The organism is Thalassolituus alkanivorans (assembly GCF_020447205.1).
GTDB lineage: Bacteria > Pseudomonadota > Gammaproteobacteria > Pseudomonadales > Oceanobacteraceae > Venatoribacter > Venatoribacter alkanivorans.
Window position 1 is genome coordinate 141,667 of the sequence record NZ_JAJAEL010000007.1, and the last position, 14,032, is coordinate 155,698.

Annotated in this window: 13 protein-coding genes and 3 tRNA genes; 3 read left to right on the top strand and 13 right to left on the bottom strand. The window is 54.9% G+C overall.

Going from position 1 to position 14,032, the window contains the following annotated elements; all coding sequences use genetic code 11:
- The 3 genes from LGT44_RS05310 to LGT44_RS05320 all read right to left on the bottom strand — a co-directional run bounded on the left by LGT44_RS05310 (window position 1) and on the right by LGT44_RS05320 (window position 280).
- Window positions 1-76, bottom strand: a tRNA-His gene (locus tag LGT44_RS05310).
- A gap of 27 nt (window positions 77-103) precedes the next feature.
- A tRNA-Arg gene (locus LGT44_RS05315) sits at window positions 104-180 on the bottom strand.
- Between the two features lie 23 nt (window positions 181-203).
- Window positions 204-280, bottom strand: a tRNA-Pro gene (locus LGT44_RS05320).
- Window positions 281-505: 225 nt separating this feature from the next.
- On the opposite strand from LGT44_RS05320, the gene folD reads away from it, so the two are divergent.
- Window positions 506-1,363: a bifunctional methylenetetrahydrofolate dehydrogenase/methenyltetrahydrofolate cyclohydrolase FolD gene (gene folD / locus LGT44_RS05325; protein ID WP_230332292.1), complete on the top strand. Its 858-nt coding sequence runs from the start codon at window positions 506-508 to the stop codon at window positions 1,361-1,363.
- Window positions 1,364-1,442: 79 nt separating this feature from the next.
- Here the strand turns inward: folD and cysS are convergent, their stop codons facing one another.
- A complete protein-coding gene (gene cysS, locus LGT44_RS05330; protein WP_230332293.1) occupies window positions 1,443-2,813 on the bottom strand; it encodes a cysteine--tRNA ligase in 1,371 nt (456 codons plus the stop codon).
- 8 nt (window positions 2,814-2,821) lie between these two features.
- A complete protein-coding gene (locus LGT44_RS05335) occupies window positions 2,822-4,492 on the bottom strand; it encodes a glutamine--tRNA ligase/YqeY domain fusion protein (protein ID WP_230332294.1) in 1,671 nt (556 codons plus the stop codon).
- Window positions 4,493-4,653: 161 nt separating this feature from the next.
- Here LGT44_RS05335 and LGT44_RS05340 point away from each other — a divergent pair, with 161 nt between their 5' ends.
- Window positions 4,654-5,148: a peptidylprolyl isomerase gene (locus LGT44_RS05340; RefSeq protein ID WP_230332295.1), complete on the top strand. Its 495-nt coding sequence runs from the start codon at window positions 4,654-4,656 to the stop codon at window positions 5,146-5,148.
- A complete protein-coding gene (locus LGT44_RS05345) occupies window positions 5,148-5,873 on the top strand; it encodes a UDP-2,3-diacylglucosamine diphosphatase (protein ID WP_230332296.1) in 726 nt (241 codons plus the stop codon). The genes LGT44_RS05340 and LGT44_RS05345 overlap by 1 nt, the downstream gene beginning before the upstream one ends.
- Window positions 5,874-5,963: 90 nt before the next feature.
- On the opposite strand, the gene murB is transcribed toward LGT44_RS05345, so the two are convergent.
- From murB to LGT44_RS05385, 8 genes are all read right to left on the bottom strand, one after another.
- Window positions 5,964-6,989 (bottom strand): UDP-N-acetylmuramate dehydrogenase, encoded by a 1,026-nt coding sequence (gene murB, locus LGT44_RS05350; protein ID WP_230332297.1) that lies wholly within the window; start codon window positions 6,987-6,989, stop codon window positions 5,964-5,966.
- Entirely contained in the window at window positions 6,986-7,483 is a 498-nt protein-coding gene (locus LGT44_RS05355) for a low molecular weight protein-tyrosine-phosphatase (RefSeq protein WP_230332298.1), read from the bottom strand. Before LGT44_RS05355 ends, murB begins: the two co-directional genes overlap by 4 nt.
- Before the next feature lie 5 nt (window positions 7,484-7,488).
- A complete protein-coding gene (locus LGT44_RS05360) occupies window positions 7,489-7,704 on the bottom strand; it encodes a Trm112 family protein (protein ID WP_145468501.1) in 216 nt (71 codons plus the stop codon).
- The gene (gene lpxK / locus LGT44_RS05365; protein WP_230332299.1) at window positions 7,697-8,704 is read right to left on the bottom strand and encodes a tetraacyldisaccharide 4'-kinase; all 1,008 of its coding nucleotides are present in this window, start codon (window positions 8,702-8,704) and stop codon (window positions 7,697-7,699) included. Before lpxK ends, LGT44_RS05360 begins: the two co-directional genes overlap by 8 nt.
- Before the next feature lie 7 nt (window positions 8,705-8,711).
- Window positions 8,712-10,451: a lipid A export permease/ATP-binding protein MsbA gene (msbA, locus tag LGT44_RS05370; protein ID WP_230332300.1), complete on the bottom strand. Its 1,740-nt coding sequence runs from the start codon at window positions 10,449-10,451 to the stop codon at window positions 8,712-8,714.
- A gap of 5 nt (window positions 10,452-10,456) precedes the next feature.
- A complete protein-coding gene (locus LGT44_RS05375; RefSeq protein ID WP_145468495.1) occupies window positions 10,457-10,879 on the bottom strand; it encodes an ExbD/TolR family protein in 423 nt (140 codons plus the stop codon).
- The gene (locus LGT44_RS05380) at window positions 10,880-11,512 is read right to left on the bottom strand and encodes a MotA/TolQ/ExbB proton channel family protein (RefSeq protein ID WP_145468493.1); all 633 of its coding nucleotides are present in this window, start codon (window positions 11,510-11,512) and stop codon (window positions 10,880-10,882) included.
- Window positions 11,513-11,627: 115 nt separating this feature from the next.
- Entirely contained in the window at window positions 11,628-13,982 is a 2,355-nt protein-coding gene (locus LGT44_RS05385) for a DNA internalization-related competence protein ComEC/Rec2 (protein ID WP_230332301.1), read from the bottom strand.
- Window positions 13,983-14,032 lie beyond the last annotated feature (50 nt).

Genomic DNA, 14,032 nt, shown 5'->3' on the forward strand with positions numbered 1-14,032 from the left:
TGGGGTGGCCGACGGGGCTCGAACCCGCGACAACAGGAATCACAATCCTGGACTCTACCAACTGAGCTACGGCCACCACAAAAGTTCTGCTGAGATTGCCAAATGGCGCACCCGGCAGGGATTGAACCTGCAACCCTCGGCTTAGAAGGCCGATGCTCTATCCAATTGAGCTACGGGCGCATGTCAATTCATTCAGACATTAGTGGTCGGGGTAGAGAGATTCGAACTCCCGACATCCTGCTCCCAAAGCAGGCGCGCTACCAGACTGCGCTATACCCCGAACTTACTTGCTTTGCGAAGTGCCCTGCAAGTGGCTGCGCATATTATAGATGAGCCCCTACCCCGTCAACGACTTTTTGAAAAAAATTAATAAAAACAATCGGTTCGGTGATTTTTTGAGCGTTTCTGCATTTATCCGCAGGCTGGCGCCAGCGGTATCTTTGTTTTTCTCAGCGCACATGAGAAAATCGCGCGCTTTGATAACTGCTACAGGTTTACTGCGCTTATGACCGCTCAACTGATCGATGGCAACGCCACTGCCAAAGCGATTCGCGAATCCATTAAACAGCAGGTTCAGGCCCGCACAGAGAAAGGTCTGCGCGCACCCGGTCTGGCGGTCATATTAGTAGGCAGCGACCCGGCGTCCGAAGTCTATGTGGCGCATAAGCGTAAAGACTGCGAACAGGTCGGCATTGTCAGCAAGGCCTTTGACCTGCCGGCAGAAACCACCCAGCAACAACTGCTGGACCTGATCGACGAACTGAACCATGACAGCAGTGTTGATGGCATCCTGGTGCAACTGCCCTTACCTGCCGGCCTGAAAGCCGATGAAATTCTTGAGCGTATCGACCCGACCAAAGATGTTGACGGCTTCCACCCATTCAATCTTGGCCGCCTGGCACAGCGCATGCCGATGCTGCGCCCCTGCACTCCAGCTGGCATCGTTGACCTGCTGGACGGCACCGGCGAGGAAGTTCGTGGCAAGCATGCGGTCATTGTTGGCGCATCCAACATTGTTGGCCGCCCGATGGGACTGGAACTGCTGCTGAAAGGCTGCACAGTAACCACCTGCCACCGCTTCACCAAAGATCTGGCGCATCACGTTCAGCAGGCCGATATTGTGGTCGTTGCTGTCGGTAAGCCGGGTATTGTCAAAGGTGAATGGATCAAACCCGGCGCCACCGTGATTGATGTTGGTATTAACCGCCAGGCTGACGGCAAACTGATTGGCGATGTGGATTTTGCCGCCGCCGCCGAACGCGCCGCCTTTATCACCCCGGTTCCGGGTGGTGTAGGCCCAATGACCCGCGCCAAATTGCTGGAAAATACCCTGTTTGCCTGCGAGACCCTGCACAAGCAGTAATCACTGAATATTAAGAAAACAAAAAAGCCCGGACAGATCGCTCTGTCCGGGCTTTTTCATATCGGCCACTAACGGCGGATTATTGCTTTGACCAGCTGGTACCTTCCGGACCATCACGCAGCACAATTCCCTGCGCCAGCAACTCATCACGCACCTGATCCGCCGTAGCGAAATCTTTGGCTTTTTTCGCCTCAGCACGTTTACTTATCATCTCCTGAATCCAGGCCTCATCCACATCAGCACCGGACTGCAAAAAGGCTTCCGGCTCAGACTGCAGACAACCCAGAACACCGGCCAGATAACGCAACTGACCAGCCAGCGCTGCCTGCTCTGCACCTTCGGCTTTATTCACTGCCCGCACAAGATCAAACAAGGCGGCAATGGCTTCCGGCGTATTGAAGTCATCATCCATTGCAGCATGGAAGCGTTGCGAATATTCATTATCAATATCCGCAACCTCGCCAACCACAACACCACGCAGCGCATTATAAAAACGCTCCAGCTTGGTGTGCGCTTCTTTCAGGCTGTCTTCGGAATAATTGATCGCGCTGCGATACTGACTGGAGAGCAGTAAAAAGCGCACCACTTCCGCCGGATATTTTTCCAGAATTTCGCGAATGGTGAAAAAGTTGCCCAGCGATTTGGACATCTTTTCGCCATCAACACGAACAGCTCCGGCATGCATCCAGGTATTCACGTACTTTTTACCTGTTGCTGCCTCCGACTGGGCAATTTCATTTTCATGGTGCGGAAATTTAAGATCCGGACCGCCACCATGAATATCAAAGGTTTCACCCAGACAGCAGGATGACATCGCCGAACATTCAATGTGCCAGCCCGGGCGACCAATACCCCACGGCGAATGCCAGTGTGGTTCGTCGGCTTTGGCGGCTTTCCACAACACAAAATCCAGAGGATCTTGTTTATGCTCGTCAACATCGACACGCGCGCCGGCTTCTAAATCATCCAGAATTTTGCCGGATAATTTGCCGTAACCTTCGAATTTACGCACCGAATAATACACATCGCCATTCCCCGGCGCGTAGGCATAACCTTTGGCAATCAGGGTTTCGACCAGACGGATAATATCGTCGATATGCGCCGTGGCTTTTGGCTCTGCATTCGGGCGCTCAATTTCCAGCAGGTCGGCATCCTTGTGCATCTCAGCAATAAAGCGCTCGGTTAATGCATCAAAAGCTTCGCCGTTTTCGTTGGCGCGTTTGATAATTTTATCGTCGATATCGGTGATATTACGGATGTAATTCACCTCATAACCACGATGACGCAAGTAACGGGCAATAACGTCAAACGCCACCATCACCCGCGCATGCCCCAGGTGACAGAAGTCATAAACCGTCATACCACAGACATACATACCAACCTTGCCTGGCTGTAACGGTTTAAATTCTTCTTTCTGACGCGTCAGCGTATTAAAAATCTGCAAAGTCATAATCAGCCTTAATCTGCCTGCAGTGATTTATCTTCACGCAAGCCAATGGTCAGGTTAAAGACCGGCTTGTCAGCGCTGTGATCGTAGCGGTCGGCAACAAAATAGCCTTCACGCTCAAACTGGAAATTACTTTCTGCACCGACATTGGCCAGTGCAGGTTCAACCCAACCGGTGGTGACGGTGAGCGAATCGCGATTTACAAACTGCATAAAATCGCCGTCGACTTTATCCGGCGTCGGGTGATTAAACAGACGCTCATACAGGCGCAATTCTGCCTGCACCGAATGGCTGGCCGAAACCCAGTGCACCACCCCTTTCGGGTTATCACCGTCGGCCGGATTTTCACCCAGCGTGCCTTCGATTAATTTCGCCCGCACCAGCACAACATTGCCGGCTTCGTCTTTTTCGTAGCTGGTTGCTTCGATTACATAAGAATGACGCAGGCGGATACGTTTACCCGGCGTGAATTTCTTTTTGAATTTCTTGCTGTACTCTTCTTTAAAATCATCCTGATCGATATAGATCTCACGGGTAAACGGCATTTCGCGCGAACCCAGATCCAGCTCGTGATGATATTCGGCGCTGAGCATTTCCAGATGATCGGCGGCCAGATTTTCGATCTCGACTTTTAACGGCCGGATCACACACATCGCACGCGGTGCATGCTTGTTCAGATCGTCACGCAGCGCGTGCTCCAGCATCGCCACATCGACCATACCGTCACTGCGGGTCACACCAATCATTTCGCAGAAATTACGCACCGAGCGCGGAGTAAAACCACGACGACGCATACCGGCGATGGTCGGCATGCGCGGATCATTCCAGCCCGCCACAACCTGATCATCCACCAGAGCCTTGAGCTTACGCTTGGAGGTTACGGTGTAATCCAGATTCAGGCGGCCAAATTCGTACTGACGCGGCTGTGCCGGCACCGGCAGGTTGGCAATAAACCAGTCGTACAGTGGTTTGTGGTCTTCAAATTCCAGCGTACAGACCGAATGGGTAATGCCTTCGATGGCATCCGACTGACCATGGGTAAAGTCATAGGTAGGGTAGATACACCATTTGTCACCGGTCTGATGGTGATGCACTTTACGGATACGATAGATGATCGGATCGCGCAGGTTCATGTTTGGCGATGCCATATCAATTTTAGCGCGCAGTACACAGGCACCTTCGTTGAAATCACCGGCACGCATTTTCTCAAACAGCGCCAGGTTTTCTTCTACCGTGCGCTCACGGAACGGGCTGTTTTTACCCGCTTCGGTCAGGGTGCCACGGTATTCACGCGCCTGCTCCGGACTGAGGTCACAGACATAAGCCTTGCCTTCACGAATCAGGCGCAGTGCCCACTGATGCAGCTGGTCAAAGTAATCCGAGGCATAACGCACCTCTCCGGCCCAGTTAAAGCCCAGCCAGGTGATGTCGTCTTTGATCGCATCAATAAATTCCTGGCTTTCTTTTTCCGGGTTGGTGTCGTCGAAACGCAGGTTACACTGGCCGTTAAACTGTTCGGCCACGCCGAAGTTCAGGCAGATTGATTTGGCATGGCCCACATGCAGATAACCGTTAGGCTCAGGCGGAAAGCGTGTCACAACGCTCTGAACCTTACCGCTGGCGAGGTCATCCTGAACGATTTTGGCAATGAAATTGTGGCTGTTTGGAGTTGTGTCTGTCATAACCATCCGTTTCTGAGTAGTACCGGCAGCTTGCCGCGCGGAGGCTGTTCCGGGCGGAAATTCCGGCAATCGTGCCACGGCGCTGTCAGGCCGCGAAAAAGGCGGTATTATACGCACTCAATCCCATGAAGGGATACACGATTCAATGACAGAGGCTTCACATGATCCTGCTTAAAACCAACTTCGGCGACATCAAAATCGAACTGAACCACGAGAAAGCGCCAAAAACTGCGGCCAACTTCGAGAAGTACGTAAAAGAAGGCTACTACGACGGCGTGATTTTCCACCGTGTGATCGACGGTTTTATGATCCAGGGCGGCGGCTTTGCCCCGGGTATGGTTAACAAAGAAACCGACATGCCGATTGAAAACGAAGCAGACAACGGTCTGAAAAACACCGTTGGCACTCTGGCCATGGCCCGCACCATGGACCCACACTCCGCCAGCGCGCAGTTCTTTATCAACGTATCGGACAACGACTTCCTGAACCACACCAGCAAGTCCACTCAGGGCTGGGGTTATGCCGTATTTGGTGAAGTAGTTGAAGGCATGAACGTGGTTAACCGCATCAAAGCCGTTAAAACCACCACCCGTATGGGCCACCAGGACGTTCCGGTCGAAGACGTCATCATCGAAAAAGCTGAAATCATCGCGTAATGGCGGTTTATTTCATCTCCGATCTGCATCTTGAGCCTGGCCGTCCGGCCATGGCTCAGGGCTTTGTGCACTATCTGCAGAACCTGCAGGATGCCGATGCGCTGTATATTCTCGGCGACTTCTTTGAAGTGTGGATGGGCGATGACTTTGATCATCCCTTCGTCAGCAGCATCAAAGACGCCCTGCGCGCACTCAGCAACAAAGGTACCCGCCTGTTTCTGATGCACGGCAACCGCGACTTCCTGCTGGGCCAGACCTTCTGCGAACAGACCGGCGCCACCCTGCTCGATGATCCGGCCGTGATCACCTTAGGTGACGACGCGGTACTGCTGATGCACGGCGACAGCCTCTGCACCCTTGATGTGGAATATATGAAGATCCGTCAGATGTTCCGCAACCCGGCCTGGCAGCAGGACTTTCTCAGTAAACCACTGGAAGAGCGCATTGCCTTCGCCCGCCAGGTTCGCAGCGAGAGTAAGAGCGGTCAGCAGATGAAAAGCTCCGACATCATGGACGTCACCCAGGAAGAGGTAGACCGCGAAATGGATCAGGCTGGCGTTACCACCCTGATTCATGGCCACACCCACCGCCCGGATGATCATCGCTGGATGCACAACGGCAGCGAACGCCGCCGTCTGGTACTGGGCGACTGGTCAGACGATTGCGGCTGGATGATCCACTGGAGCGAAGAAAGCGGACTGCAGCTCAGTCAGTTTACGTTCTGAATGAAGTGACGAAGCAGCTCCTGACTACAGTAATAAAAAAGCCGGCTTTATGCCGGCTTTTTTATTACTGACGTGTTTCTGCAATCCTGTTCAGAACGGCTGCGGCTCAGGCTCCAGCTGCACACCAAATTGCTCGCTTACACTGGCAACTACCGCATCTCGCAGCTGCTCAATATCGGCATAGGTTGCCGCGCCATTGGTGGTCAGCACCAGCGCCTGCTGATCGTGCATCCGTACCGGGCCAAGCCAGCGCCCTTTCCAGCCGGCCTGCTCAATCAGCCAGCCCGCCGCCAGCTTGATACGGCCATCGGCCTGCGGATAGGTTGGTAATGACGGGTACTGAGCACTCAGCTGTGTTGCCTGATATACCGACACCAGCGGATTTTTAAAGAAAGAACCGGCATTGGGAATTTGCACCGGGTCCGGCAATTTACTCTGGCGAATCGCACACACCTGTTCAATCAAAGCCTGTGGACTGATCGCATCGCCCTGCGCCGTCGCCCAGCTGGCCAAAGGGCCATAACTCAGATCCGGCGCAAAGGTTTTACCCAGGCGGAAGACCACGCGGGTGACAATAAAGTCACCGGCCAGCTCATGCTTGAAAATGGAATCTCGATAAGCAAAGCGGCATTCGGCGGCACTCAGCGTGCGCCACTGGCGAGTGCTGAGCTGAATGCCGGATACCGAGTCGATAGAGTCGGCGACTTCAACCCCGTAAGCGCCGATATTCTGAATCGGCGAAGCACCGACAGAACCCGGAATCAGCGCCAGATTCTCCAGCCCATGGCCAAACTCTGTACTGTCCTGTACCCACTGATGCCAGCTCATGCCGGCATCCACCGCCAGCCAGCGATGGGTTGCATCTTCACGCAGCAAGCGCACCGAGGTCATGGCCGATTGCAGCACCAGACCGGGCACGTCGTCGGCCAGCAACACATTACTGCCACCACCCAAAACCCGCACCGGCCAGTTGTTCCGCTGCGCCAGCGCCAGCAAACTGAGCAATTCCGAGACGGAAGAAAAATGCGCAAAGGCTTCGGCCTGCGCCGGTAAGCGCAGCGTATTCAGCGCCGACAGGTCGTAGTTTTGCTGCACCTCGGGTACGGGATGATTCACGGTGTTTCCTTTGCGCGCTGGTTTAAACGCTGACGAATATCGGCCAGCAAACCTTCACAGGCGTCTTCAACCAGATCCAGCACCTGCTCAAAGCCATCGGCACCGCCATAGTATGGGTCCGGTACTTCGTCGCTGTTAAAGCGGCGGGCAAAGCTGCGTAAAAACAGCTGGGGTTCAGTACGCGCAGCGGCGGGTTTTAACGCGCGCAGATTGCTGAGGTTTTCCAGATCCATCGCCAGCACATAATCAAACTGATCAAAATCGGCGGCCAGCGCCTGACGCGCACGCAACTGCGATAAATCGTAACCGCGCTCAGCCGCGGCTTTAATAGTGCGCGGATCGGGCGTTTTGCCGATATGCCAGGCAGCGGTTCCGGCGGAGTCCACCTCAACCTGATCACTCAGCCCGGCAGAGGCAACCATGCTGCGGAAAACGCCGTCGGCGGTCGGTGAACGGCAGATATTGCCCAGACACACAAAAAGCACACGCAGCACAGTGCTTACTCAGCCTGTTCTTTGGCGGCTTTCTGCGCTTTTTCGAGCTTTTCTTCTTCGCTCATACGGCGTGCTTCACCTTCCAGCATCACCGGCACACCATCTCGCAGCGGGAATGCCAGACCGTCGAAGGTACACAGCAGCTCCTGTGCATCTTTTTCATACTTGAGTTTGCCCTTGCACAGCGGACATACCAGCATGCTCAGTAATTGCTTATCCATGAGTTTTTCCACTCCAGGTCATTAATAAAGAATCCAGCCGCGCTTCTATCTCAGGCTGTGCCACCGCACTGACCTGCAGATACCACCAGTCGGGCCGGGCAAAGTTACGGCATTTTACCCAATCTTTTTCCGTCATCACGAGCGGCAGATCAGGCATTTGCTGATGAAAGGCCAGATCATCGGGCTGAAACTGATGATGATCGGCAAAACTGTGCTCCTGTGGTTGCATTCCAAGACTGCGCAGTGAGTCGTAAAAACGCTGCGGATTGCCAATACCGGATACCGCCACCACCTCGCGCCCACTGAAGCTTTGCAGAGCAATCTGCTCACCACTGACAGCATTTACCAGTGCCGTTGGCTGCACCTGAAAATCCGCGCCGTTGCGCAACACCAGATCCACCGTTTTAAGCCGTGCCAGCGGCTCGCGCAATGGCCCCAGCGGCAACAGCCAGCGGTTACCAAAACCACGGGCATGATCGACCACCACGATTTCGGCGGCTCTGGCCATAGCGTAATGCTGCAGGCCGTCATCGCTGAAAACGATATCCGCCCGGCCGACAAGCTCAGCCACCGCACGGCGGCGCTCAGGATCGACCACTACCGGACAAAAGGAGGCAGCGGCATTCAGGCGGTTAAACAGCAAGCGGGGTTCGTCACCACTGTGTTCTACCGGCGTATCAGCCGTCAGATCCAGAGGATATTGCGGGGCTTTAGCGCCGTAGCCACGGCTGACGACCGCGGGTCTGAGACCCAGCGCCCGGGCACGCTCGGCCAGCAAGGTAATGAGCGGCGTTTTGCCGGTTCCTCCAACGGTAATATTACCGACCACCACCACAGGCACAGGATTGGCTTCTGGCGGATGACGCAGAAAGCGCCGGCGGCGCAGGTGCACGACCGCCCAAACCAGAGGCCAGAGCGGCAACAGCCACAGATTGCCCAGCACCGAGCCATACCAGTTACGTTCAATCCGTGCCGCCAGCCCGGCGAGAGCATTGCTCATAGTACTGTTATTCGCTGAACTGAATCTGGTGCAGCTGAGCGTACATGCCCTGCTGCGCAATCAGCTCGGCATGGGAGCCGTCTTCACGCACTTCGCCCTGATCGATCACCACAATACGGTCAGCGCTCTCAATGGTGCTCAGGCGGTGGGCGATCACAAAGGTGGTACGGCCTTTCATCACCTCTTCCATGGCCGCCTGAATATGGCGTTCAGACTCGGTATCCAGCGCAGACGTCGCCTCATCCAGAATCAGCACCGGAGCGTTTTTCAGAATCGCCCGGGCAATGGCAATGCGCTGACGCTGGCCGCCGGATAACAGCACGCCGTCTTCACCGACCTGGGTGTTGTAGCCTTCCGGCAGACGGGAAATAAATTCATCGGCATGGGCGGCTTTGGCGGCGGCGATGATTTCTTCATCGGTTTTATCCGCCAGCGAGCCGTAGGCAATGTTGTCGCGGATGCTGGCGTTGAACAGTGTCACCTGCTGACTGACGATGGCAATCTGCTCACGCAGACTGTCGAGGGTCAGATCACGGATATCTTCACCATCAAGCAGAATACGGCCGGAACCTACTTCGTAAAAACGCGGAATCAGATTCACCAGCGTGGTCTTACCACTGCCGGACCTACCAACAAAAGCGACCGAAGTGCCCGGTGTCACTTTCAGACTGATGCCTTTCAGCGCATCGTTTTCGGCGCCCTGATAGCGGAAGCGAACATCATCGAAGCAGACCGTCCCCTTAGCGCGGGTCAGGGTTTTGGTGCCCTGATCCACTTCGGCGTCGGCATCCAGCACCGAGAAAATAGATTCTGCAGCGGTCATACCTTTCTGAATCACGGCATTGATATCGGTCAGCGCGCGCAGCGGCTTGGCGATCAACGAGGCGGCGGTCATAAACTGCAGAAACTCAGCGCTGCTCATACTGCCGTCGGCCACCCGCTGAAACATCAGATACACCATCAGACCCAGGCCGACAGCGACAATCTGTTGAGTCAGCGGCACGTTAATGGCTTCGGTCAGACCGAATTTCAAAGATTGTTTGCGGTTATAGTCACTGGCTTTACGGAAACGCTGCTGCTCATATTCAGTTCCGCCAAAAGTACGCACTTCACGGTAACCATTAATACTCTCGTTGGTTACCTGAGTCACATCCCCCATCGCTTTCTGAATACGCTGGCTGTAACGACGGAAGAAGCGACTGGCGAAAGCAACCACCAGAACAATCACCGGGACCAGACCAAGGAAAATCAGCGTCAGGCTGTAATCCAGCCAGATCAGATAAGCCATCAGCAGAATAACGGTAACGCCTTCCTGCACCGTGGTGGTTAATGCGCGGGTTGAGGCGCCGGTCACCTGGTCGACATCAAAAATAACCCGCGAGATCAAACGGCCACTGGATTCACCATCGTAGTAATGACTCGGTAACCGGGTCATTTTATTGAACAGCTCAGTACGCAGACTGTGCACAACGTTGCGGCCCACCACCGCAATAAAGAATTTTCCCAAGAAGGTACCGATACCGCGGTAAAAAAAGATCCCCATCAGCATCAGCACCAGCAGCAGAATTTTATCCGGCTGCGGATCTGACAGGGTCTGCTCGACCACCCCCATCAGATGCGCCATTGCCGGTGCTGCCGAGGCGAAAATAATGTAGCCAACAATGGCCACGGAAAAGGCCAGTTTGTGTGGCCAGACATACGAAAGCAGGCGTCCGTACAGACGCCTGATGGAGGTTTCGTTACTCATGGGGTTTATTCAGATTTCCCAGGTTGACGGGTGGTAATGCTCAGATTGACCAGACCGAGCTGGCCGGCGGCATCCATCGCCCGCACCACCGCTTCATGCGGTGTTTTGGCATCAGCAGTAATCACCACTGGTGCCGTCTGTCTGTTTGCCAAGGCCTTCTGCAGACCACGCTTCAGCGTATCCAGCTGATGATTGATAAGCGTCTGATCATTAATACTGTATTCGCCGCTGGCCGAAATCAGTATTTCAATCGCCTGCGGCTGAGTTTCAGACGCTTCTGCCGTTGCCTCCGGCAGATCAATGCTGAGGTGATTTTCTTTGGTGAAGGTGGTCGACACCATAAAGAAAATCAGCAGCAGAAATACGATATCAATCAGTGGCGTCAGATTGACGTCCACCGCTTCACGATTCTGTCGTTTGAAGTTCACTTAGGCCGCCTCTGAGGAATCCGCCACTTCACGATCACCATGCAGAACATCCACCAGTTTGATGGCTTCCTGTTCCATAAAGACCACAATTTCATCCACACGGCGTTGCAGCATACGGTGTGCAACCAGAGCCGGAATACCGATGATCAGACCGGCTGCGGTCGTAATCAGAGCTTCAGAAATACCACCGGCCAACATATTCGCCTGTCCGGTACCCTGCGTCATGATTTCAGAAAACACCTGAATCATGCCGAATACGGTTCCCAGCAGACCCATCAGTGGAGCAACCGCAGCAACCGTACCCAGCGCATTAAGGTAACGCTCCATTTCATGAATTTCATGGGAGGCCACTTCTTCGATGCTTTCTTTCATGATCTGGCGACCATGACGGGAGTTAATCAGACCAGCCGCCAACACGCGGCCCAGCGGGCTGGAAGCACGCAATTCTTTGATACGGGCACTGTCGAGCTGATTGTTTTTCATCCAGCCCCAGACCCGCGCCAGCAGATCACGCGGTGCAATCTGCGCCGCCCGTAAGGTCCAGAACCGTTCAACGGTAATTCCCAACGCCAAAATAGAAGAAATGATGATAGGTACCATCATCCACCCACCGCTCTGGATGATTTCCAGCATTGTCAGCTACTCCTGCCAGTTATTTTGGCCCGTACTCTAGCACAAGCCCGGGCGGCAGCATAAGACCCGCAACGCCGCTGAAAGTGCCGGACTGTGAGCAGAATCATGAATAAAATCAAGGCTGTCGCCAGGGCGGCTGCCAACCGGATCGTGCCGTCGCCACCTGACCGTCCGGTGCCATCAACACCGCCCCATCGCGCGCCGTCAGATACCAGGGAATCTTCAGCGCCTCCAGCCGGGCCGTTACATCCGTATGGGGATGACCAAAACGGTTATTAAATCCCGCCGAAATCCATACCTGCGCGGGCTGCACAGCGTCGAGAAAAACAGAGGACGAACTGCTGCGACTGCCATGATGGGCCAGCACCAGCACATCCGAACGCAACTCCGTACCAAAATACTCAACCAATCGCTCTTCAAGATCGCGTTCAATATCACCGGTTAATAAGAAGCGCCGCTCATGCCAGCGCACCTGTACCACACAGGACTGATTATTATCCGAAGGGTTGACCAGTGCCTGCTGCTCATCCGGCAGAAGCAGCAAGCGGTAATGCAGATGCGGTCCGACTTCCTGCCAACCGGCTGTTATAAGTTCACGACAGAGGTGAGCCTGCGGCTGTACAGGCAGATCCGGCAACAGCTGTCCCAACAACAGCTGTTGTACCGGTAATCCATCCTGCAATACAGAGTTCAGGCCGCCGGCATGATCCAGATCGGAATGACTGACAAACAACGTATTAACCTGAGTCACACCAGCCTGTTTAAGCAATGGCAGTAATAATGCTGCACCGGCATCAAAATGTTCCGAGAAGCGCGCACCAGTGTCATAAACCAGCGTGTGTTGCCCACCGATAAAAGCCAGACTCTGCCCCTGCCCGACATCCAGCATCATTGCCTGCTCCCGGTACGGACCTGCAGATGACAGAGGCCAGAACAACGCCAGCAACAGCATCAGCATTGCTCCAAAGCTCAGCGCAGTGCTGACACCCAGACGCAGCATTACCAGCAGACAAGGCCAGAGCAGCAATAACGGCCAGGGCTGGTAAAAGTGTACCACCCAGGACTGTTGCTGCAGGGCACTGAGCACTGACCAGAAGAACTCACCCACGGCCGCCAGCAAGGCGTCAGGCACAGTGATAACCATCTGCGCCTGCGTATCACTGAGTGCCGCGCCAGCCAGCCAACTCAGCCCGGCATCCAGCAACGCCAGTGGCAGAATTACCAGGCTAAGCAGCGGAATTACCAGCAGGTTCGCCCCCACCTGCACCAGACTGACCGGCAGCAGCCAAAACCACAGTAGCGGCAGCATCGCGACAAACACGACCCACTGGGGCAGAAACAGTGCCTGTAACCAGCCTTGCCGGCGCCCCGTAAAAAACGCCAGCAAAGCCAGTACAGCAACAAAAGAAAAACCGAAACCGGCCCGGGTCCAGATCAGGGGATTAACCAGCAGCACCAGCAACAACGCCAGTGAAAGCGCCGTCAGCCAGTTAAAACGCCAACCGCTGAAGAGCAACCACAGCAGTGCCATGATCATGATCCAGGCACGCTGCAGCGCAATTCCCATTCCCGCCAGCCAGACATAACCCGCCGTCAGTCCGCCAATCAGCAACAGACGCAACAAAGCCGGATGACGTAAACCGCGGCCACTGAGCAGCCCCCAAAGCTTGATACAGGCAAGCGCCAGCAACCAGCCAAGAGCGGCTACCATCCCCACATGCAGACCACTTACAACAAGAAGATGCAGCGTGCCGGTCTGCTGGGCCAGCCGCCATTGCTCAACACTGAACGCCTGCTGCTCACCAAACACCAGCCCCGCCAGCCAGGGCCAGGCCTCCGGCGAATGACGCTGGCGTTGCGCAGCCAGCAATGTGTCGCGTAACGAGGACTCGCCGCCGTCGATCAGCCGCGCACTGCGGATATAGCCGCCGGCATCGATGCCTGATGACAGCAGAAAAGCTTCATAATCAAAGGGCAAATCATTGTCGAAAGCACGCGGACTGCGTAATACCAGTTCAGCATTCAGCTGCATACCGCTGCGCACCGCGATCGCAGGGTGATACCAGCTGAGTTGCAGGCGGCGCAATTCCGGCAAGCCCCTGACTTCAGATCCGGACCGGATGCCCGGTAAAAACTGCCCGTGAGCAACGCGGGCAACAAGGCGCAGACCCTGCCCTCGCTCTTCAACCTGCTCAACCGTGATATCCAGAGTCAGCCTGCTGCGGTCCAGTGCCGTTGGCAGACGGTGACTGAGGTTGTATTGCAGCCAGAAGCTGCCATAGAGAAGTCCGGCAATCAGCCAGAACAGAGGCTTAAGAGAAACCGGCAGGACATTAGGCCAACGGCTGTTTACTGCAGAGACAGCAGCCAGCGGGATAACCCCCGACAACACAAGGGCTAAAGCCTGTAACGGAGTCAGCAGAGTACCGCTGACGATTCCTGCAGCACAGAACAGATAAATCTGGTGCATTGCCACTCCATGGCATTATCGGCATAATCGGCGCGCATAAATCAGCTGGC

Coding starts and splice junctions, on each gene's coding strand:
- folD (WP_230332292.1), top strand. CDS start 506: ATGACCGCTCAACTGATCGATGGCAACGCCACTGCCAAAGCGATTCGC.
- cysS (WP_230332293.1), bottom strand. CDS start 2,813: ATGACTTTGCAGATTTTTAATACGCTGACGCGTCAGAAAGAAGAATTT.
- LGT44_RS05335 (WP_230332294.1), bottom strand. CDS start 4,492: ATGACAGACACAACTCCAAACAGCCACAATTTCATTGCCAAAATCGTT.
- LGT44_RS05340 (WP_230332295.1), top strand. CDS start 4,654: ATGATCCTGCTTAAAACCAACTTCGGCGACATCAAAATCGAACTGAAC.
- LGT44_RS05345 (WP_230332296.1), top strand. CDS start 5,148: ATGGCGGTTTATTTCATCTCCGATCTGCATCTTGAGCCTGGCCGTCCG.
- LGT44_RS05360 (WP_145468501.1), bottom strand. CDS start 7,704: ATGGATAAGCAATTACTGAGCATGCTGGTATGTCCGCTGTGCAAGGGC.
- lpxK (WP_230332299.1), bottom strand. CDS start 8,704: ATGAGCAATGCTCTCGCCGGGCTGGCGGCACGGATTGAACGTAACTGG.
- msbA (WP_230332300.1), bottom strand. CDS start 10,451: ATGAGTAACGAAACCTCCATCAGGCGTCTGTACGGACGCCTGCTTTCG.
- LGT44_RS05380 (WP_145468493.1), bottom strand. CDS start 11,512: ATGCTGGAAATCATCCAGAGCGGTGGGTGGATGATGGTACCTATCATC.
- LGT44_RS05385 (WP_230332301.1), bottom strand. CDS start 13,982: ATGCACCAGATTTATCTGTTCTGTGCTGCAGGAATCGTCAGCGGTACT.